18 protein-coding genes and 1 tRNA gene are annotated in these 21,151 nt (G+C 67.0%); 16 read left to right on the top strand and 3 right to left on the bottom strand.

The genetic code is table 11. The features are described 5' to 3' along the window. Positions 1–78: 78 nt before the first annotated feature. A complete protein-coding gene (locus IMW82_RS06025; protein ID WP_108472406.1) occupies positions 79–1,575 on the bottom strand; it encodes an aminotransferase class III-fold pyridoxal phosphate-dependent enzyme in 1,497 nt (498 codons plus the stop codon). Positions 1,576–1,905: 330 nt separating this feature from the next. On the opposite strand from IMW82_RS06025, the gene IMW82_RS06020 reads away from it, so the two are divergent. The 12 genes from IMW82_RS06020 to secF all read left to right on the top strand — a co-directional run bounded on the left by IMW82_RS06020 (position 1,906) and on the right by secF (position 14,989). Continuing rightward, positions 1,906–2,820, top strand: a complete 915-nt coding sequence (locus IMW82_RS06020) for an ABC transporter ATP-binding protein (RefSeq protein WP_108472407.1) — start codon at positions 1,906–1,908, stop codon at positions 2,818–2,820. Between the two features lies 1 nt (position 2,821). Further along, positions 2,822–3,613: an ABC transporter permease gene (locus tag IMW82_RS06015; RefSeq protein ID WP_108472408.1), complete on the top strand. Its 792-nt coding sequence runs from the start codon at positions 2,822–2,824 to the stop codon at positions 3,611–3,613. Between the two features lie 42 nt (positions 3,614–3,655). After that, positions 3,656–4,885, top strand: a complete 1,230-nt coding sequence (locus IMW82_RS06010; RefSeq protein ID WP_108472409.1) for a sensor histidine kinase — start codon at positions 3,656–3,658, stop codon at positions 4,883–4,885. A 75-nt stretch (positions 4,886–4,960) separates the two neighbouring features. After that, positions 4,961–5,563: a response regulator transcription factor gene (locus tag IMW82_RS06005; RefSeq protein ID WP_108472410.1), complete on the top strand. Its 603-nt coding sequence runs from the start codon at positions 4,961–4,963 to the stop codon at positions 5,561–5,563. A 632-nt stretch (positions 5,564–6,195) separates the two neighbouring features. Beyond that, positions 6,196–6,265 (top strand) — tRNA-OTHER (locus IMW82_RS06000). Positions 6,266–6,748: 483 nt separating this feature from the next. Continuing rightward, a complete protein-coding gene (locus tag IMW82_RS05995; protein ID WP_108472411.1) occupies positions 6,749–7,873 on the top strand; it encodes a slipin family protein in 1,125 nt (374 codons plus the stop codon). Positions 7,874–7,924: 51 nt separating this feature from the next. Further along, positions 7,925–9,148, top strand: a complete 1,224-nt coding sequence (locus IMW82_RS05990) for an RtcB family protein (protein ID WP_199909860.1) — start codon at positions 7,925–7,927, stop codon at positions 9,146–9,148. Positions 9,149–9,251: 103 nt separating this feature from the next. Then, on the top strand, positions 9,252–10,283 hold the full coding sequence (gene queA, locus IMW82_RS05985) for a tRNA preQ1(34) S-adenosylmethionine ribosyltransferase-isomerase QueA (RefSeq protein ID WP_108472413.1): 1,032 nt from the start codon (positions 9,252–9,254) through the stop codon (positions 10,281–10,283). 48 nt (positions 10,284–10,331) lie between these two features. Next, a complete protein-coding gene (tgt, locus tag IMW82_RS05980) occupies positions 10,332–11,459 on the top strand; it encodes a tRNA guanosine(34) transglycosylase Tgt (RefSeq protein WP_108472414.1) in 1,128 nt (375 codons plus the stop codon). Positions 11,460–11,642: 183 nt separating this feature from the next. Further along, the gene (gene yajC, locus IMW82_RS05975) at positions 11,643–11,975 is read left to right on the top strand and encodes a preprotein translocase subunit YajC (protein WP_108472415.1); all 333 of its coding nucleotides are present in this window, start codon (positions 11,643–11,645) and stop codon (positions 11,973–11,975) included. A 158-nt stretch (positions 11,976–12,133) separates the two neighbouring features. Beyond that, on the top strand, positions 12,134–14,017 hold the full coding sequence (gene secD / locus IMW82_RS05970) for a protein translocase subunit SecD (RefSeq protein ID WP_108472416.1): 1,884 nt from the start codon (positions 12,134–12,136) through the stop codon (positions 14,015–14,017). Positions 14,018–14,026: 9 nt separating this feature from the next. Continuing rightward, positions 14,027–14,989 carry a protein translocase subunit SecF gene (secF, locus tag IMW82_RS05965; protein ID WP_108472417.1) on the top strand — a complete coding sequence of 321 codons (963 nt, stop codon included), beginning with the start codon at positions 14,027–14,029 and terminating at the stop codon, positions 14,987–14,989. 145 nt (positions 14,990–15,134) lie between these two features. Here secF and murU read toward each other — a convergent pair whose 3' ends face one another. Together murU and IMW82_RS05955 are read right to left on the bottom strand one after the other, a co-directional pair. Continuing rightward, the gene (gene murU / locus IMW82_RS05960; RefSeq protein ID WP_108472418.1) at positions 15,135–15,839 is read right to left on the bottom strand and encodes an N-acetylmuramate alpha-1-phosphate uridylyltransferase MurU; all 705 of its coding nucleotides are present in this window, start codon (positions 15,837–15,839) and stop codon (positions 15,135–15,137) included. Then, a complete protein-coding gene (locus IMW82_RS05955; protein ID WP_108472419.1) occupies positions 15,836–16,846 on the bottom strand; it encodes a phosphotransferase in 1,011 nt (336 codons plus the stop codon). Before IMW82_RS05955 ends, murU begins: the two co-directional genes overlap by 4 nt. Positions 16,847–16,984: 138 nt before the next feature. Between IMW82_RS05955 and IMW82_RS05950 the strand changes: the two genes are divergently transcribed. The 4 genes from IMW82_RS05950 to sufD all read left to right on the top strand — a co-directional run bounded on the left by IMW82_RS05950 (position 16,985) and on the right by sufD (position 21,151). Beyond that, positions 16,985–17,473: an SUF system Fe-S cluster assembly regulator gene (locus IMW82_RS05950; RefSeq protein WP_108472420.1), complete on the top strand. Its 489-nt coding sequence runs from the start codon at positions 16,985–16,987 to the stop codon at positions 17,471–17,473. 8 nt (positions 17,474–17,481) lie between these two features. Continuing rightward, positions 17,482–18,948 (top strand): Fe-S cluster assembly protein SufB, encoded by a 1,467-nt coding sequence (gene sufB / locus IMW82_RS05945; protein WP_199909861.1) that lies wholly within the window; start codon positions 17,482–17,484, stop codon positions 18,946–18,948. A gap of 134 nt (positions 18,949–19,082) precedes the next feature. After that, a complete protein-coding gene (gene sufC, locus IMW82_RS05940) occupies positions 19,083–19,835 on the top strand; it encodes a Fe-S cluster assembly ATPase SufC (protein ID WP_108472422.1) in 753 nt (250 codons plus the stop codon). After that, positions 19,832–21,151 carry a Fe-S cluster assembly protein SufD gene (sufD, locus tag IMW82_RS05935; protein WP_108472423.1) on the top strand — a complete coding sequence of 440 codons (1,320 nt, stop codon included), beginning with the start codon at positions 19,832–19,834 and terminating at the stop codon, positions 21,149–21,151. Before sufC ends, sufD begins: the two co-directional genes overlap by 4 nt.

Genomic DNA, 21,151 nt, shown 5'->3' with positions numbered 1-21,151 from the left:
GCGGGAGTGGGTGAAACCTGACATGCACGAAGTATTCAGCTGCGGCGACGTGTCAAGTGTCGCCGCAGCCGTCTCCGCTCAGGCCGCCTCGGCCTTGGCCTTGCGCGGCCCTTCCAGCAGCGCTTTGCGCACGTGCGACACGATCAGGTCGACCTCGGCGCTGGTGACGTTGAAGTGCGGGGTGAAACGCAGCGAATTGGTGCCGCCGTGGATCACGCCGACGCCGTGCTCGCGCATGTATTCCTCGGTGGAACCGGCGCCGTAGCACTTGTATTCCGGGGCCAGCTCGCAGGAGAACAGCAGGCCGGTGCCCTGCACCTTGGTGATCAGGCCGCCCAGCTCGCCCTTCAGCGCGTTGAGCTTGTCGACGAATTCCTTGCCACGCTCGCGGATGTTGCTGCGCACGGCGTCGCTGAGCTCGCCCAGCGTGGCCAGTGCCACGTCCAGCGCGCGCGGGTTGGCGGTCATGGTGTTGCCGTAGATGCCCTTGCGGTACAGCCCGGCGGCGTGTTCGCCGACAGCCAATACCGACAGCGGATACTGGCCGGCGTTGAGCGCCTTGGAGAAGGTTTCCATGTCCGGCGGCGGCAGGCCCTCGAAGCCGGGGTAGTCCACGAACGACAGCACGCCGTGGGCGCGCAGGCCGGCCTGGATCGAGTCGACCAGCAAGAGGGTACCGTGCGATTCAGTGAGCGCGCGGGCGGCCTTGTAGAACTCCGGCGTCACCGCGCGACCGGGGTCGCCTTCGCCCATCACTGGTTCCAGGAACATCGCCTCGATGAACCAGCCGTGCTTGTCGGCGTCGGCGAACGCGGCTTCCAGCTGCGCCACGTCGTAGGGCGCCACGGTGATCAGGGTGTCCTCGTGGCGGTAGCTGGCGAGGTTCTGCTGGTAGGTCTTGCGGCTGGAATCGGAGTACAGCGCCGGCGCCTCGGTGCGGCCGTGGAATGCACCCTTCACCGCCAGCCGCTTGATCGTGCGGCCGGCGTAGCGCGCGCCGGTGTCGGTCATCGCCTTGGCGTTGACATCGGCGATGCGGCAGGCCAGCGAGACCGACTCGGAGCCGGAGTTCAGGCACAGGTAGCGCGTGTACGGGCTGCCGCCGCGGCTGCGGCCCAGCTCCTTGTCCAGCGCCGCGGTGAAGCGCAGCTGCGCCACGCTGGGCGACATCACGTTCGCCATCACCTGCGGCCGGGCCAGCGCGGCCAGGATCGCCGGGTCGTTGTGGCCGAAGCCGAGCATGCCGTAGCCGCCGTTGTCGTGCACCACGGCGCCCTTCAGGGTGACGATCCACGGGCCGCGCGCGGCCGCCGGCAGGTACGGGTTGATCGCGTCGTCGGGATAGAAGTTGACGAAGCCGGCCTGCACCCGCACGAGCTGTTCGGCTTCATCGAGCTTGAGGAAATCGACCAGGTCGGCACGCAGCTCGCGATGGCGCGCCACCGCCTCGGCGATCGCCTGGCCCAGCAGGGGATCGTTCGCCGCCATGCGCTCGATGCTGGCGTCGTCCAGGCCGGTGGTCCGCGGCTTGCCGCCGAATTCGCGCAGTTCGCGCAGCTGGTTGATCACACCCATGGCTATCTCCTCAGGTCCGCCGGCGCCTCGCACCCAGCGCGAAGCAGGCCAACGTGTAGTGCGTGGGGGAGCCCGGCTCCCGCGGCGCGTGGCCCGGTTTGGCGGGTGGGCGCGCATCCACGAACGCCGAGGATAACCTGCGGCATGGCCTGCCCGGTACCCCCTGAGCCTGGCTGGCTGATCCATGGCCGCTGCGCTTTGCTTGCCTGATCAGGCGCTTGGGACGAAATTTGCCGTACGGATGACGCCTGTCACCCGCGATGGCTGACGGCGGCGACTGGGGCCGATGCGGCGCGCCGCCCAGACTGTGCGGCAGGAGGAGACACCCGCATGAACGACACTACCGTTGCCCGCCTTGCCGCCGCCGTGAAGCGTTACGGCCCACTCACCGCGCTGGATGGCGTGGACCTCGCCGTGCGGCGCGGCGAACTGCTCGCCCTGCTCGGCCCCAACGGTGCCGGCAAGAGCACCAGCATCAGCCTGCTGCTGGGATTGATCCGCCCGGACACGGGTCGCGCTGAACTGTTCGGGCTCGACCCACAGCGCATCGAGGTGCGCCGGCGCATCGGCGTGATGCTGCAGTCGGCCAATCTGCCGCCCACGCTGCGCGTGGGCGAACTGTTGCGCCTGACCATGAGCTATTACCCGAACCCGCGTGGCTACGACGAGACCGCCGTGCTGGCCGGCATCGCCGACCTGCTGCTGCGGCCCTACGGCAAGCTTTCCGGTGGCCAGCAGCGGCGCGTGCAGTTCGCGCTGGCGCTGTGCGCGCGTCCCGAGCTGCTGTTCCTCGACGAACCCACCGTGGGCATGGACATCGACGCACGGCAGAAGCTGTGGGCGGCCATGCGCGCGCTGGTCGCCGAAGGCTGCGCCGTGGTGCTCACCACGCATTACCTGGAGGAAGCCGAGGCGCTGGCGCAGCGCGTGGTGGTGCTCGGTCAGGGCCGCGTGCGCAGCGAGGGCAGCGTGGACGACTTGCGCAAGCGGGTGGCACTCACGCGCATCCGCTGTGTGAGCAACCTCGATGCGGAAGCGGTTGCGGCCTGGCCGAACGTGGCATCCGCCACGCGCGAGGACGGTCACCTGCGTATCGCCACCGCGCAGGCCGAGGCAGTGGTGCGCCGCCTGCTCGACGCCGACCCCGTCCTCGGCGAACTGGAAGTGCAGCGCGCCGGCCTGGCCGAGGCGTTCACCGAACTCACCCGCGATGCCGCGGACACCGACCAGCGCGAGGCTGCCTGACATGCAAACCGCCATTTCCGTCGCTGCATCGGCGCCTGCCGTCGACATGCCGCGCCGCCGCGTGCTCGGCGCCTATCTCGAAGAAGCGCGCAGCGAATGCCTGCGCTACCTGCGCGCGCCCGGCTTCATGCTGCCGGTCATGCTGTTTCCCGCGATGTTCTACCTGCTGTTCGGCGTGTTGACGGCGAAGTCGAACAGCGCAGACGCGGCACGCTACCTGCTGGCCAGCTACGGCGTGTTCGGCGTGATGAGTCCGGGCCTGTTCGGTTTCGGCGTGTCGCTGGCGCTGGAGCGCGACGGCGGCCTGCTGACCTTCAAGCGCGCCCTGCCAATGCCGCCCGGCGCCTACCTGCTGGGCAAGATGCTGATGGCGATGGCGGCGGCCGGAGCGGTGATCGCGCTGCTGATGGCGATGGCTTTGACGCTGGCCCACGTGACGCTGACCCCGGCGCAGGCCGGCGCCTTGTTGCTCATCGGCATGTTCGGCGTGCTGCCGTTCTGCGCGCTGGGCATGTTCGTCGGCACCCTGATCAAGGGGCAGGGGGCCCCCGGTATGCTGAACCTGATCTACCTGCCGATGTCGTTCCTGTCCGGCCTGTGGATGCCGCTGCCGCTGCTGCCGAAATCCCTGCAGCAGATCGCGCCGGTATGGCCGAGCTACCACCTGGACCAGCTGGCGCTGGCGGCGGTGGGCCTGAACCGCGGCCCCTTGCTGGTGCACGTGCTGGTGCTGGCCGGCTTTGCCGCGGGCTTCGCGCTGCTGGCCGCCAGGCGCCTGCGCCGGCACGGTTGAAGTAGCATGCCGCAGACCAGGCCCCCAGCGACCGACCACGTCATGATCCCCGCTTTCGCAGCCCGATGGTTCGTGCCGGCACCCGATTCCGCGGTGGCCGACGACCTGCGCCGGGGCAAGTCGCCATGGGCCGCCGGCGTGCACCTGCTGTGGTCCATGTGGATTTTCATCACGCCGCTGTTCGACCACGGCCTGCGTGGCTACACGCCGACCTGGCTGCTGTGCACGCTGGGCTCGTATCCGCTGTTCCTGCTGTTGTTCGCCAGGCTGCGACTGGCTTCGCGGCGAACGGCATATCTCTACGCGTGGGGCATGGCGGCGTTGTGTTTCGGCCTGCTGCGCTGGTATCCCAGTGGTCTCAGCTACTTCGTGTACGCCTGCGTGATGCTGAGCCATTGCGACCTGCGGCGCTTCCGCAGCTATGTGCTCCAGGTATTGCTGCTCAATGCGATCTACGTGGCGCTGGCCTGGTGGATTGGCTACCCGCAGTCACTGCTGGTGATCATGCCGGTCACGGTGTTCGTCATCTGCACCATCGTCACGGTCGAGCAGATCCACCAGGAGAAGGATGCCGCCCTCAGCCTTTCGCACGACGAGGTGCGCCGGCTCGCCGCCACGGCGGAGCGCGAACGGATCGGGCGCGACCTGCACGACCTGCTCGGGCATACCCTGTCGCTGATCACGCTGAAGCTGGAGCTGTCGCGCAAGCTGTTCGACCGTGACGTGGCGGCCGCCCGGCGCGAGGTCGAAGAGGCGGAGAAGGTCGCGCGCCACGCGTTGGCGGAAGTGCGCTGCGCCGTCACCGGCATACGTGCCACCGATCTCGCCGCCGAGCTGGCTTCGGCGCGGCTGTTGCTGGAATCCTCGCGGGTGCATCTGGATTACGGCGAGCTGCCCGCCGACTTGCCGGGCGACGTCGAGCGCGGCCTGTCGCTGGTGTTGCGCGAGGCGGTGACCAACATCGCGCGCCACGCCGACGCCAGTCAGGCGCGGGTCGAGCTGACGCGCGAGCGGGGCAGCGTCTGCCTGCAGATCAGCGACAACGGCCGCGGCGGCATCGAGAGCGACGGCAACGGCCTGAGCGGCATGCGCGAGCGCGTGCGCGCGCTCGGCGGCACGCTCGCGTTCGAGTCGCCGCGTGGCCAGGGATCGCGCCTGCGGGTGGTGGTGCCGCTGCCGATCCTGCGCCTGGTCGAATCGCCGCGATCGGCGCCGGAGCCATCGACGACCGGGCCGCTGACGCAGTTGTTTACGGATCGGCCCATCGCGTGAGTCCACCCATGTTTCCATACCCGCACAGACCATGACGCCTACCCTTCACTCCCGTCGACACCGGAGAGTCATCGCATGATCCGTGTGCTGCTGGCCGAGGACCAGGCGATGGTGCGCGGCGCGCTGTCGGCGCTGCTGAACCTGGAAAGCGACATCGAAGTGCTTGGTTCGTCGGCGGACGGCGAAGCGGCGTGGCGGGATATGCAACGGCTCAAGCCCGACGTGCTGGTCACCGATATCGAGATGCCCGGGTTGACCGGACTGGAACTGGCGCAGCGCATCCAGCGCCACGAACTGCCGATCAAGGTGGTCATCGTCACCACCTTCGCGCGCCCCGGCTTCCTGCGTCGCGCACTGGACGCCGGCGTGTCCGGTTACCTGCTGAAGGACGCGCCCGCCGAAAACCTGGCCGAGGCCTTGCGCACCGTGCATCGCGGTGGCCGCGCGATCGACCCGCAGCTGGCATTGGAGGCGTGGTCGGAAGCCGATCCGCTGAACGACCGCGAGCGCCAGGTTTTGCGCCTGGCCGGCGAAGGACAGTCGGCGGGCGACATCGCCGCACAGCTGAACCTGTCGCACGGCACCGTGCGCAATTACCTGTCCGAGGCGATCGGCAAACTCGGCGTCGCCAATCGCATCGAAGCGTATCGGCTGGCGCGGCAGAAAGGCTGGTTGTAGGAATTATTCGGGTATTCGACAAAATCGCTTGCGCTTCAAAAATAATCCGCGTATTGTTTGCGTCCTTCGCCGCTGTGGCGATAATCCGATGAAGAAACTTTCCATGTCATTCCGCCTCGCCCCCACGAATAAGCCAAGTATGTCGCGCGACTATCGCGACGCGGGTTTGTTTGCGCGCGATGAAAGGCACGACCTGGCAACCGCTTTCCGATAATCGACTGATCCCTTCGCGGAGATCGGTCACCCCGATCTCCCGAGGCAACGCGAACGCCCTCGGGTCGCCATACCCGGGGGCGTTTTGTTTTTGGCGTTCGCCGGATATGCGCATGCATCGAACCACCTTGCAGGAATCTGCTACGCCCTGAAGCATCCGGTTGCGTGCAGCCGAGGCAGGGGCACGGCTGCAGACCGGCGCATGTGCGCTGCGTCCCGATGCTTCGGCGCGGGCTGTGTGCGGATCGGATTCCATACGAACAGGGTCTTCACGGCCCATACGAATGCCCGGTTGACGACAGCCGGGCATACGGAACATCAGCCACAAAGGCTTTCAGCGGCGCGGGTTCCCAAGACCCGCCCGGTGCGCGCGGCTCTGCCGACAGCGTATGCCGGGCCTGCGGGGAGATGTTCCGCGATGACGTTGGCTCAGCGGTAGAGCGGCAGCGAAAGCTGCAGGTCGCCGGTTCGAATCCGGCACGTCAACCACGGATAGCTCAGACGGGTAGAGCATCGGTCTCATAAACCGAGTGTCGCGGGTTCGAATCCCGCTCCAGAACCATGACCTGTCACGTCATGACACTAGGAACGAAAGTTCCGACCAGGAAACGCCTCGTGTGGAACGCGGCACGCCCGTCAGGGATGAGGGCGGATCGAATGACGCAGCGAGGATCGAGCCGGGCCGGCCCCCTGAAGGCGGACGGTCGGTCGTCGAACGACATCGTGGCAAGGCATCGCCGTGATCAGCCGATGACCGACTCTCTTCCGAAGCGTTCGGGCTTCGCTGGATCAATCGTCGGGAGGCGTTTCCGCCTTTTTCAATAAAGCTTGCGGTTATTCAAGATAATCGCGTGTTTATCCCGAAAGGGAGGGGTGATTGCATCCCGAAGTAAATCACGGCCCGCATCGATCCGACGGCCCTGATTCATTCAATACGGATCGAAACAAGGAATATCGACAAGGAGTATCGCCATGTTCTGGCTCAAGCAAATCGTGATCGGCGACGGCGAGCGCGGTCTGCTGTATCGCAACCGTCGTTTCGAGCGCGTGCTGTCGCCGGGCGTCCATCGCCTGTTCGACCCGCGCAAGCGCATCGCCGTGACGGTGCACAACCTCACCCGCCCGGAATACGCCGGCAGCGATGCCGAGGTGTTGATGGCGCAGATGGACGGCCCGCTGGCCGAGTGCTTCCTGGTGGCCGACATCAGCACCGACCAGGTCGGTCTGGTGCTGAAGGACGGCAAGCTGGAAGACGTGCTGGCGCCGGGTACGCGCAAGCTGTACTGGAAGGGCATCGTGCCGGTCGAGGTGCAGGCGGTCTCGCTGGTGGAAACGCTGGAGATCGATGCGCGCGTGGCCAGTCGTCTGCGTCAGCTGGGCGGGCTCGGCAAGGTGGCGGTGATGGTGGACGTGCCGGTGGAATCGACGGGCCTGCTGTTCGTCGACAACAAGCTGGTGCGCACGCTGGCGCCGGGTGCCTGGGCGTTCTGGAATTTCCGGAAGAACGTGGCGGCGGAGGTGATCGAGCTGCGCGTGCAGTCGCTGGAAGTGTCGGGCCAGGAACTGCTGACCCGCGACAAGGTGAGCCTGCGGGTGAACCTGGCAGCCAGCCTGCGCGTGACCGATCCGGTCGCCGCGCGTACGAAGGTGGCCAAGTACGGCGACTACCTCTATCGCGAACTGCAGTACGGCTTGCGCAAGGCGGTCTCCGGCAAGACGCTGGACGAGCTGCTGGGCGACAAGGCCTCGCTGGATGCGGACATCTTCGCCTACGTGCGCGGCCGTGTCGTCGAGCTGGGCATCGAGGTGCTCGGCGTGGGCGTCAAGGACGTGATCCTGCCGGGCGAGATGAAGGACATCCTCAACAGCGTGGTGCAGGCGGAGAAGGCGGCCCAGGCCAACGTGATCCGCCGGCGCGAGGAGGCGAACGCCACCCGTTCGCTGCTCAACACCGCGCGTCTGATCGAGGAAAGTCCGGTGCTGATGCGTCTGAAGGAGCTGGAGGCCTTGGAAAAGGTCACCGAGAAGATCGACAAGCTGACCGTGTTCGGCGGCCTGGACGGCGTGCTGAACCAGTTGGTCAGCCTCAGGCAGTAACCTCGTGGCGCGCGCACGGATGCGCTCGCCACGATCCATTCAAGGAAAGATGTGATGAGCAACCAACAGTACGAACTGCTGCATGCCGAAGGCAGCGCCACGCCGATCAAGGGCTGGGTGCATGGCGTGTCGCTGGAAGATTCGGCGAAGCAGCAACTGCGCAACATCGCCACGCTGCCGTTCGTCGGCCCGTGGGTCGCGGTGATGCCGGACGTGCATCTGGGCAAGGGCGCCACCGTGGGTTCGGTGGTGCCGACCCGGGGCGCGATCATCCCGGCCGCGGTCGGCGTGGACATCGGCTGCGGCATGGCCGCGGTGCGGACCACGCTGCGTGCCAGCGACTTGCCGGACAACCTGGCCCAGCTGCGTTCCAGCATCGAGCGCGGCGTACCGGTCGGCAACGGCCGCGGCGGCGAACATGGCAAGCCGTCGGACAGCATTCACACGATGCTGGTCGAATCCCGGCTGGCCGAGCGGCTGGAGGCGATCAAGGCGAAGCACCGCAAGATCCGCACCGACAAGGTCGACCGGCAGCTCGGCACGCTCGGCGGCGGCAACCACTTCATCGAGGTCTGCCTCGACGAATCGGGCGCGGTGTGGGTGATGCTGCACTCCGGTTCGCGCGGCACCGGCAACCTGATCGGCAGCTACTTCATCCAGCGGGCGCGCGAAGAGCTGGCGCAGCGCGTGCTGGGCTTCGACCTGCCGGACAAGGACCTCGCGTTCTTCATGGAAGGTGAACCGCTGTTCGACGACTACGTCGAAGCGGTGTCCTGGGCACAGGATTACGCCCGGGCCAACCGCGAGGCGATGATGGCGCGGGTGCTGGCCGAGATGCGCCACCGGCTGCCGAAGTTCCAGCTGGAACAGATGGCGGTGAACTGCCACCACAACTACGTGCAGAAGGAGACGCACGGTGGCGAGGAACTGCTGGTGACCCGCAAGGGCGCGGTGAGCGCCCGCGCCGGCGAGCTCGGCATCATCCCGGGCAGCATGGGCACGTGCAGCTACATCGTGCGTGGCAAGGGCAGTCCGGACAGCTTCCGCAGCTGCAGCCACGGCGCGGGCCGGGTGATGAGCCGTACCGCGGCGCGCCAGCAGATCACCCTGGCGCAGCATCGGGCGGCCACCGCCCACGTCGAATGCCGCAAGGACGCGGCGGTGATCGACGAGTCGCCGGCGGCGTACAAGTCGATCGACGCGGTGATGGCCGCGCAGACCGACCTGGTCGAGGTGGTGCACACGCTGCGCCAGGTGCTGTGCGTGAAGGGATGAGCCTGGGCGCCGCTCCGCGAGGAGCGGCGTTTTTTTTGCAGGCGTGCCCCGGCGCGTCCGCTGCGGGATAATGCTCCGTTTCCCGATGCCGGCCACACCTGCCTTGAAGAAGTCCGATTTCGATTTTGAGCTGCCGCACGAGCTGATTGCGCAGGCGCCGTTGCCCGAGCGCTCGGCCAGTCGTTTGCTGCTGCTCGATGTGGCGGCGCAGTCGCGGCAGGACCGCCTGTTCCGCGAGCTGCCCGACTTCCTGCGCCCCGGCGACCTGCTGGTGTTCAACGACACCCGCGTGCTGCCGGCGCGGTTGTACGGGCGCAAGGACACCGGCGGCGCGGTGGAGATTTTGATCGAGCGGGTCACCGGCGCGCACGAGGCCACCGTGCAGCTGGGGGTGAGCAAGAAGCCGAAGGAAGGCGCACGGATCGAGCTGGCCGACGGCAGCCATGCGCTGGTGCTGGGCCGCGACGAGGGTTTCTTCCGGCTGCGTTTCGAGGCGTCGGAGCCGCTGGAGAAGCTGCTGCTGAAGCTGGGCGAGATGCCGCTGCCGCCGTACATCGATCGGCACGCCGACGCCAGTGACATGGAGCGCTACCAGACCGTGTTCGCGCGCGAGCCCGGCGCCGTCGCCGCGCCCACCGCCGGCCTGCATTTCGACGAGGCGACCCTGGACCGGCTGCGCGGGCGCGGCGTCGAGTTCGGCTACGTCACCCTGCATGTCGGCGCCGGCACCTTCCAGCCGGTGCGCGTGGATGATCTGAAGGACCACCACATGCACCGCGAGTGGCTCAACGTCGGCGCGCACCTGATCGGGCAGATCCGCCGCACCCGCGCGAACGGCGGACGCGTGATCGCGGTGGGCACCACCGTGGTGCGCGCGCTGGAAAGCGCCAGCAAGGACGGCGAACTGCACCCGTTCGCCGGCGAGACGCAGATCTTCATCTTCCCCGGCTACCGCTTCAGCAGCATCGACGGCCTGCTCACCAACTTCCACCTGCCGCAGTCGACCCTGCTGATGCTGGTGTCGGCGCTGGCCGGGCGCGAGTTCATCCTGGACAGTTACCGCCATGCCGTGGAGCAGCGCTACCGCTTCTTCTCGTATGGCGATGCCATGCTGATCCTGCCGCACGGCCTTTGATCGGCGGGTTGCCGAGCGGGGAGCGGTCGAACCCGCGATAATGCCCGGATGACTTCCCTCCAGTTCGACCTCCAAGCCACCGACGCCGCCGCCCGCCGCGGCCGCCTCACGTTTGCCCGCGGCACGGTGGAGACGCCGGCGTTCATGCCGGTGGGCACGTACGGTTCGGTCAAGGCGATGACCCCGCGCGACGTCACCGACACCGGCGCCGAGATCATCCTGGGCAACACCTTCCACCTGTTCCTGCGGCCGGGGCTGGAGGTCGTCGAGCAGTTCGGCGGGCTGCACCGCTTCATCGGCTGGGACAAGCCCATCCTCACCGACTCGGGCGGCTTCCAGGTGTTCTCGCTGGCGCACAAGCGCAAGATCACCGAGGAGGGCGTGACCTTCGCCTCGCCGGTGGACGGCTCGAAGGTGTTCCTGTCGCCGGAAGTGTCGATGCGGATCCAGAAGACGCTGGATTCGGACATCGCGATGATCTTCGACGAGTGCACGCCGTATCCGGCCACCGAGAAGGTGGCGGCCGATTCGATGGAACTGTCGCTGCGCTGGGCCGAGCGCTCGCGCCGGGCCTTCGATGACCTGAAGAATCCCAATTCGCTGTTCGGCATCGTGCAGGGCAGCGTCTACGAGAATCTGCGCCGGCGCTCGGCCGCGGGCCTGATCGACATCGGCTTCGACGGCTATGCGGTGGGCGGCCTCGCCGTGGGTGAGCCGGAGGCCGAGCGCAACCACGCGCTGGATTTCACCGTGCCGTTGCTGCCGGCGGACAGGCCGCGCTACCTGATGGGCGTGGGCCGGCCGGAGGACATCGTGGAAGCGGTACGCCGCGGCATCGACATGTTCGACTGCGTGATGCCTACCCGCAACGCGCGCAACGGCTTCCTGTTCACCGCCGCGGGCACGCTGCGCATCCGCAACGCGAAATACGCCAGCGACACCGCGGTGATCGAGGAAGGCTGCGACTGCTACGCCTGCAGCCACGGTTTCAGCCGCGCCTACCTGCGCCACCTCGACCGCTGCAACGAGATCCTCGGCAGCCAGCTCGCCACCATGCACAACCTGCGCTACTACCAGCGACTGATGGCTGGCCTGCGTGCGGCTATCGCCAGTCAAACCCTGGAAGCCTTTGTGGCGGAGTTCTACGCCCGCCGCCAGGGCACGCTGATTTCTTAGGGGCGCGGGCCCGCGGGGCGGCCTTGCAACGGGCGTTGGCCGCCCTCAGTAGTGATCAGCCGGCTGGCTGCGGCGGTGCCAGTGGCACCGTGCACGGCCCGGGGGTGCATGGCATAATCGAGAATCTTTTATCAGGCGTTCAGCCGAAATCCCCGGCGGCGCCATAACTTGCGAGACAAACAGATGATTCTTCCGATCTCTCCCGTGATCGCCCAGGCCGCGGCTCCGCAGCCGCAGGGTGGCGGCATGTCCATGATCATCATGATGGTGGTGCTGTTCGGCCTGATGTATTTCATGATGATCCGCCCGCAGATGAAGCGGCAGAAGGAGCATCGCGCGCTGGTCGCCGGGCTGGCCAAGGGCGACGAAGTGGTCACCAACGGCGGTATCGCCGGGCGCGTGGACGAGGTGGGCGAGACCTTCATCACGGTCGAGATCGCGGCCAGCGTGAAGGTCAAGGTGCAGAAAGGCGCAGTCCAGCAAGTGTTGCCCAAGGGCTCGCTGAAGTCCGGCTGAGACCTGGGATGTCCAGGGGCGAAGCTTTTTCGAATAGTGCGGCCAAGGATGGCCGCTTCTTGATGTTCGCGATCATGGACGATCGTAAAAATAAACTTCGGTCATGGATGGCCGCTTCTTGACGTTCGCGGTCATGGACGATCGCAAAGGACCCGATCATGAGTGATTTTCCTCGCTGGAAGTACGCGCTGGTCGCGTTGGTGATGTTGTTCGGCATCATCTACGCGCTGCCCAATGCATTCCCGCCGGTGCCGGCCGTGCAGGTCACGGCCAACCGCGACGCGCCGCCGATCAACCAGGCAGTGCAGCAGAAGGTGCAGGCGGCGCTGACCGCGAAGAAGATCGCGGTCACCAACGTGTTCGTGGAAGGCGACCACCTGCTGGCCACGTTCGCCAACTCCGACGTGCAGAAGAGCGGCGCCGACGAGATCAAGGCGGCGCTGGGCGACGGCTACACCGTGGCGTTCAAGCTGCAATCCAACGTGCCGGGCTGGCTGGGTGCGATCGGCGCCCGCTCGATGCCGCTGGGCCTGGACTTGCAGGGCGGCGTGCACTTCCTGATGCAGGTCGACCAGAAGGATGCGATAGAGAAGCAGGAAAACAGCTACGCGGATGACATCCGCGCGCTGCTGCGCAACAAGAACATCCGGTACGAATCGGTGACCCGCAATGCGGTGAGTGGCCAGGGCATCGCGGTGATCCTGCGTTCGGACGCCGACCGCTCCACCGCGGCTGACGCGATCGCCAACGAGTACACCGACCTCAACGTGGCGAGCGGCGCCAGCACCGGCGACCGTTTCGTGCTGAACGTGGTGATCAAGCCGGAAAAGCTGCGCGAGCTGTCACGCAGCGCGATCACGCAGAACCTGGGCACGCTGCGCAACCGCATCAACGCGCTGGGTGTGTCCGAGCCGCTGATCCAGCAGCAGGGCGACAGCCGCATCGTGGTCGAGCTGGCCGGCGTGCAGGACCCGACTGAGGCGAAGAAGCTGATCGGCGCGGTCGCCACCCTGCAGTACCGCCCCGGTATCGGCCAGCCCGGCGACGCGCGCGCGGTGGAAGCGGCGCGCACCGGCAACATCCCGCCGGACGCGAACCTGTACTACATGCGCGGCGACAACCGGCCGGTGCTGGTGAGCAAGCAGATCATCGTGACCGGCAACCAGCTGGTGGACGCCTCGTCGGGCATCGACCAGCAGAGTGGCACGCCGAAGGTCGACGTCACCCTGAACGCGGCCGGCGCCAAGAAGATGGGTGACTTCACCAACGCCAACGTCGGCAAGCCGATGGCGGTGCTGTACGTGGAGCAGGTCTACGAGACGAAGGTGATCGACGGCAAGGAGGTGCGCGTGCCGAAAGTCACCGAGACGGTGATCAACGACGCCACCATCCAGAGCCCCTTCAGCAAGCAGTTCCAGACCACCGGCCTGGGCAGCCCGAAGGAAGCCTCCGACCTGGCCCTGCTGCTCAAGGGCGGCGCACTGGCCGCGCCGATGGACATCGTCGAGGAAGGCGTGATCGGCGCCAGCCTTGGCCAGGACAACATCGACAAGGGCTTCAAGGCGGTGCTGCTGGGCCTGGCGCTGGTGCTGCTGGCGGCGGCGATCTATTACAAGCTGTTCGGTCTGGTCGCGGACATCGCGCTGTTCTTCAACCTGGTGATCCTGGTGGCGGTGATGTCGCTGATCGGCGTCACCCTGACCATGCCGGGTGTGGCCGGTATCGTGCTGACCCTGGGCATGGCGATCGATGCGAACGTGCTGATCTGCGAACGCGTGCGTGAGGAACTGCGCAACGGCTCCAGTCCGCACGCCTCGATCCGCGCCGGCTACGAGAAGGCCTGGTCGACCATTCTGGACGCCAACGTCACCCACCTGATCGCCGCGCTGGCGCTGACCACGATGGGTACCGGCGCGATCAAGGGCTTCGGCGTGACGCTGATGATCGGCATCCTGACTTCGCTGTTCACCTCGGTGACGCTGACCCATGCGTTCACCGCGGCGATCCACGGCCACCGCAAGCTCAAGACGCTGTCGGTCTAAGGAACCCCCATGGAAATTTTCAATCACGACAGCAACATCCACTTCCTGGGGATGCGCAAGTACACCATTGCCATCGCCATCTTCCTGATGGTCGCCTCGATCGGGCTGATCGCATTCAAGGGCCTCAACTACGGACTGGACTTCACCGGCGGCGTGTCGATGGTGGTCGACTACGGCCAGTCGGTGGAGATCTCCGAGGTGCGCGGCGCGCTGGAGAAGGGCGGCATCCACAACGCGATGGTGCAGAGCCTGGGTGGCACCCGCGAAGTGTCGATCCGGCTGCAGCCGAAGGACGACCCCGGTGCCGTCGATGCGGCCGGCAAGTTCAATCTCGACCGCATCGCCGCCGACGTCATCAAGGTGCTGCATGTGTCCCGTCCAGACGCAAAGCTGAAGAGCCGCGACTACGTCAGCGCCCAGGTGGGCCAGGAGTTGCGCAGCGACGGTACCGTGGCGGCGGTGTTCGTGATCCTGGGCATCATGGCCTACCTGTGGATCCGCTTCGAGCGCCGCTTCGCGATCGCCGCGGTGGCCACCGAAATCCATGACACGCTGGTGACGCTCGGCATCCTGGCGTTGGTGCAGCGCGAGTTCGACATGACCGTGCTGGCTTCGGTGCTGGCGGTGATCGGTTACTCGATCAACGACAAGGTGGTGGTGTTCGACCGCATCCGCGAGTTGTTCCGGCTGGCGCGCAAGGCCGAGCCGGAAGAGATCCTCAACCGCTCGATCAACAACACCCTGTCGCGGACCATCATCACCTCGCTGTTCACCGGCATCACCATGGGCGCGCTGTACTTCTACGGCGGCACCGCAGTGCACGGCTTCGCCGTCACCATGCTGATCGGCATCGTGGTCGGCACCTTGTCCTCGATCTTCGTGGCCAGCCCGATCCTGCTGTGGCTGGGCGTGTCGAAGAAGGACCTGATGCCGGTCACCAAGGAAAACCCGGAGCTGGCGCGGCGACCCTGAGCAAGCATCGCCCGCAAGGCGGGTGATGCTGCTGTTCTCTCCCCTGCTCGCAGGGGAGATGCCCGAAGGGCAGAGGAGTAGCTCCACGAAACGAAAAACGGCCCGGTCCCCACCGGGCCGTTTTGCTGTCCCGACCGTTCGCACGTTACCCGCGCAGTGCGGATTCCAGTTCGGCCAGCCGCTGCGGCGTACCGACATCGGTCCATGCGCCACGATGCTGCGAGCCATCGATCCTGCCGCTTGCCATCGCCGTCTCCAGCAGCGGACGCAGCTTGAAGCGCGGCGGTTTCGCCTCGGCGCCCGGCGCAGCGCCGACGGCCTCGCGCCAGCCGTCCAGCAATTCGCGGCGGAACACGCCGATGCCGCTGTAGGTGAGCCGGGGTTCGCCGTCGTCGTGCAGGCGGCCCTCGGTGTCCAGCCGGAAATCGCCGCGAGGGTGATGCGCGGGGTTGTCCACCATCAGCAGGTGCACGAGGCCCCGCGGCTCGGCGGGCAGCACGCTGAAATCCACGTCGCACCACACGTCGCCGCTCACCACGAGGAAGGGTTCATGACCGAGCAGCGGCAGCGCATTCAGCATGCCGCCGCCGGTTTCCAGTGGCGTCGGGCCTTCGTACGCATAGCGGATACGCAGGCCCCAGCGCGAGCCGTCGCTCAGCGCGGCAGGGAACTGCTCGGCCAGGTGCGAGGTGTTGATCACCACGTAATGCACGCCGGCTGCGGCGAGTTTTTCCAGGTGCCACACGATCAGTGGCTTGCCGGCCACCGGCAGCAGCGGCTTGGGCGTGCGGTCGGTCAGCGGACGCATGCGTTCACCGAGGCCGGCGGCGAAGATCAGCGCGTGCCTCACGCCGCCACCTGCGTGAGGTCGCGGCCGGCCGCATGCCGTTCCAGCAACGCGGCGAAGTTGGCCAGCTCGGGGTAACGGCCCGCCACCTCGATCACGTAGCGGTACACCTGCGGCACGTCCTTGAGGTAGCCCGGCTTGCCGTCGCGGTACCACAGCCGGTAGAACTGGCCCAGCACGCGCACGTGGCGGTGCAGGCCGGTGAGGTCGAACCAGCGCAGGAAGCGCGCGGTATCCACGCTGGCGTCGATCACGCCGGCGCCCAGCAGGCGCCGCCGATAGGACTCCACCCAGCCTTCGACGCGTTCGCGCGGCCACGCGATGTAGGCGTCGCGCAGCAGCGAGGCGAGGTCGTAGGTGAGCGGGCCGTGCAGCGCGCCCTGGAAGTCAATGATCCCCGGGTTGTTCTCGCCGACCACCAGCAAGTTGCGGCTGTGGAAATCGCGGTGCACGAAACAGCGCGGCTGCGCCAGCGCGTTGCGCACGATCACGTCGAATGCGGCTTCCAGCACGTCCCATTCCCCGCAGCTCGGCGGGTGGCCGAGGTGGCGCGTCAGGAACCATTCGGGCATCACTTCCAGCCCGCCGACCAGCACGGCGTGGTCGAACGGCGGCAGGTCGTCGCTGGCCACGCGCGTCTGCATCGCCAGCAGCGCATCCATCGCGTCGCCGTAGAGCCTGTCCGCGTTCGCGTCGTTCAATTCGGCCAGATACAGCCGTGAGCCGAGATCCTCGATCAGCAGGAAGCCCTGCTGCAGGTCGTGCGCCTGCACGGCCGGCACGTGCAGTCCGGCAGCGGCCAGCCGCGCGCCGATCGCCAGCCACGGCCGCGGGTCTTCGCGCTCCGGCGGCGAATCCATCACGATCCAGCTTTGTCCGCCGCGCCTGGTGCGCCAGTAGCTGCGGAAACTGGCGTCGGCCGAGGCGGATGCCAGGGTCAGGCTGGCGTCGTCCAGCACATGGCGGGTCCAGGCGAGGCGGGCGACGGCGCGGTCGGGAATCGGGGTCATGGCAACCATGGGCAACGGAATGGCGCCAGCTTAGCGATCCGCCGGCGTCGTGACGAGGCGTTGAGCAGCGTGGCATTGACCGCGCGGCATCGAATCAGTACCATTTTAGTCCCGATTCAAGCGACCCAGCCCGAGCCCATGCTCCGCGTCAGCCGACTCACCGATTACGCCACCGTGGTGATGACCTGCATCGCCGCGCACCCGGCCGAGGTGCTCAGCGCGGTGCAGATCGCCGATGAAGCGCGGCTGGAACTGCCCACGGTCAGCAAGCTGCTGAAGGCGCTCGGTCACGCCGCACTGGTCGAGTCGTTCCGCGGCGTCAACGGCGGCTACCGGCTGGCCCGGCCGGCCGGCGAGATCTCGCTGGCCGAGATTGTCGAAGCCATCGAAGGTCCGATCGGCATGACCGAATGCAGCGTCGCCGAAGGGCAGTGCGACCGCGAGTCGCAGTGCGGCGTGCGCGGCAGCTGGCAACTGATCAACAACGTGCTGGACCACGCGCTGCGTGCGGTCAGCCTGGCCGACATGCTCAAGCCGCAGCCGCCGCGGCCATCGCGCAGGGTAGCCGCCGTACCGCTGGGCGAGATCGCGATGCCGACGAAAGCCCGCCGGATCACCACCGAATGAACGAGATCATGAACAATCAGAGCAGCACCGCTGCCACGTTGCGCGACAACGCGGGCGTGGCCGAGGTCCTTGCCCGCAGCTATAGCGCCGGCTTCGTCACCGAGATCGAGATGACCGGCCTGCCGCCGGGCCTGGACGAAGGCACCATCCGCGCGCTGTCCGCGGTCAAGCGCGAGCCGGAGTGGATGACCGAGTGGCGGCTTGAGGCCTACCGCCACTGGCTGACCATGCCCAAGCCGGACTGGGCCAAGCTCAACATCGATCCGATCGACTACCAAGCGATCAGCTACTACGCCGCGCCGAAGAAGCAGCCAAAATCGCTGGACGAGGTCGATCCGGCGTTGCTGGAAACCTACGAGAAGCTCGGCGTGCCGCTGCACGAGCGCGCCGCGCTGGCCGGCGTGGCGGTGGACGCGGTATTCGACTCGGTCTCGGTCGGCACCACCTTCCGCAAACAGCTGGCCGAGGCCGGCGTGCTGTTCTGCTCGATGAGCGAGGCGATCCGCGAATATCCCGAGATCGTGCAGAAGTACCTGGGCAGCGTCGTCCCCACCGGCGACAACTTCTTCGCCGCGCTGAACTCGGCGGTGTTCTCCGACGGCAGCTTCGTGTTCATCCCCAAGGGCGTGCGCTGCCCGATGGAGCTTTCCACCTATTTCCGCATCAACGCGCAGAACACCGGCCAGTTCGAGCGCACCCTGATCGTGGCCGAGGAAGGCGCCCACGTCTCCTACCTCGAAGGCTGCACGGCGCCCAAGCGCGACGAGAACCAGCTGCACGCGGCGGTGGTCGAGCTGGTGGCACTGGAAGGGGCGCAGATCAAGTACTCCACCGTGCAGAACTGGTACCCCGGCGACGAGAACGGCGTGGGCGGCATCTACAACTTCGTGACCAAGCGCGGCGACTGCCGCGGCGACGATTCGAAGATCTGCTGGACCCAGGTGGAAACCGGCTCGGCGATCACCTGGAAGTACCCTTCCGTGGTGCTGCGCGGCGACCGCTCGGTGGGCGAGTTCTACTCGGTGGCGTTGACCCACCACTTCCAGCAGGCCGATACCGGCACCAAGATGATCCACCTCGGCAAGCACACCAAGTCGAAGATCGTCTCCAAGGGCATCAGCGCCGGCAAGAGTTCCAACAGCTACCGCGGCCTGGTGAAGATGGAGAAGGGCGCCGAGGGCGCGCGCAACTACACCCAGTGCGACAGCCTGCTGATCGGCAAGCAGTGCGGCGCGCACACCTTCCCGTACATGGAAGTGAAGAACCCCACCGCCATCGTCGAGCACGAGGCGACCACCTCGAAGATCTCCGACGAGCAGATGTTCTACTGCCGCAGCCGCGGCATCGCCGAGGAAGACGCCGTGTCGATGATCGTCGACGGCTTCTGCAAGCAGGTCTTCCGCGAACTGCCGATGGAGTTCGCGGTGGAGGCGAAGAAACTGCTTGAGGTAAGCCTCGAAGGCGCGGTGGGTTGATCGATTGCGATTTCCCCTCAAGGCCGTCATTCCCGCGCAAGCGGGAATCCATTGACGCTCTTGCGGCACTCCGACATTGGATTCCCGCTTGCGCGGGAATGACGACAGTAAAAGCTGCGAAGGCATAAAGAGCCATGCTCAAAATCGAAAACCTGCATGCCCGCGTCGAGGGCAAGGAAATCCTCAAGGGGCTCAGCCTCAGCGTGAACGCGGGCGAGGTGCACGCGATCATGGGGCCGAACGGCGCCGGCAAGTCGACGCTGGGCAACGTGCTGTCCGGCCGCGACGGTTACGAGGTGACCGCCGGCAGCGTGACCTACAACGGCATCGACCTGCTCGCGCTGGCGCCGGAAGCGCGTGCTGCTGCCGGCGTGTTCCTGGCGTTCCAGTACCCGGTGGAGATTCCCGGCGTCAACAACACCTACTTCCTGCGCGCCGCACTGAATGCGCAGCGCAAGCAGCGCGGCGAGAAGGAGCTGGATTCCATGCAGTTCCTCAAGCTGGTGCGCGAGAAGCTGAAGGTGATGCAGATCTCCGACGAGCTGCTGCACCGCGCGGTCAACGAGGGTTTCTCCGGCGGCGAGAAGAAGCGCAACGAGATCTTCCAGATGGCGGTGCTGGAGCCACAGCTGGCGATCCTCGACGAGACCGATTCGGGCCTGGACATCGATGCGCTGAAGCAGGTCGCGCAGGGTGTCAACACGCTGCGCTCGCCCGATCGCGCGTTCCTGATGATCACCCACTACCAGCGCCTGCTCGACTACGTGGTGCCGGATTTCGTGCACGTGTTGGCGAATGGCCGCATCGTGGAGAGCGGTGACAAGTCGCTGGCGCTGAAACTGGAACAGCACGGCTATGCCGGGCTTGGCGCGGGGGCGGCGGCATGAACCCGTCGGCTTCCACGCCGCTGGTCGCCTCACTGCTAGACGCGCCACTGCCGGCCAGCGGCATCGCCTGGCTGGATGAGGCGCGCCGCGACAACCGCGCCGCGTTCGCCGCCAGCGGCTTGCCTGATGCGCGGGTCGAGGCGTGGAAGTACACCGCATTGCGCGGACTCGGCCAGCGCCGCTTCGCCGGTGGCGATGTGGCCGCCGCGACGCGCGTCGTCGATGCGGCGACGTTCGCGTTGCCCGGCGTCGACGGGCCGCGGCTGGTCTTCGTCAACGGAGTGTTCCGTGCCGACCTGTCGGCGCTCGATGCGCTGCCCGACGGGCTTTCGCTGCAGCCGTTGTCGCAGGCGCTGCGCGGCGATGCGGAGCCGCTGCGCTTCGCGCTGGCGCGGCCGGCTCTGGTCGGGCACGTCCGCGAGGCTGGCGACGCGTTCGTGCGGATCAACGCCGCCAACGCCGGCGATGGCGTGGTGCTGCGAGTTGCTGCCCACGCGAAGATCAGCGCGCCGGTGCACCTGGTCTTCGTCGGTGCCGCCGCAGAAGCCGAACTGGCCTGGCATGCGCGCAACGTGATCGAGCTGGGCGAGGGCGCCTCGCTGAGCCTGGTCGAGCATTACGTGGGCAACAGTGAGCAGGCCCAGTTGACCACCCTGGTCAGCGACATCGAATTGCACGAAGGCGCACAGCTTCATCACGTCGTGCTGCAGAACGCCGCAGCCGGCACCAACCTGATCCGCCGCAGCGGCCTGCGCCTGCATGCGCGCGCCGAAGCACGGCTGCATGTGCTGGAACTGGGCGGCGCACTGGTGCGGCACGACCTGCAGGCCGAACTGGTCGGCGACGGAGCGCAGCTGCATACCCGCGGCGCGTTCATGCCGCACGGCCGCCAGCACATCGACACCCAGCTGGCGATCCGCCACCAGGCGCTGGACACCGCCTCCACCTCCACCTGGCGCGGCGTTGCCAACGACCGCGCGCGCGGGGTATTCCGCGGCGCGATCGTGGTGGCCCCCGGCGCCGACGGCAGCGATGCCAGCCTCAGCAACAAGAACCTGCTGCTGTCGCCGAGCGCCGAGATCGACACCAAGCCGGAACTGGAGATCTACGCCGATGAGGTGAAGGCCGCGCACGGCGCCACCGTGGGCCAACTCGACGAGCGCTCGCTGTTCTACCTGCGTTCGCGCGGCATCCCGCTGGCCGAGGCGCGCGCGCTGCTGACCGCCGCGTTCTGCCGCGCGGTGCTGGACGATCTGCCGAACCAGGCGCTGCGCGAGCATCTGTCGGTGTTGCTGATCGCGCAGTTGCCCGCCTGA

It is taken from the genome of Rhodanobacter sp. B2A1Ga4, from assembly GCF_018101315.1.
In the GTDB taxonomy this organism is placed as follows: domain Bacteria; phylum Pseudomonadota; class Gammaproteobacteria; order Xanthomonadales; family Rhodanobacteraceae; genus Rhodanobacter; species Rhodanobacter thiooxydans_A.
The sequence above is the reverse complement of the archived record's forward strand: the minus strand, read 5'-3'. Positions and strand labels throughout refer to the sequence as shown.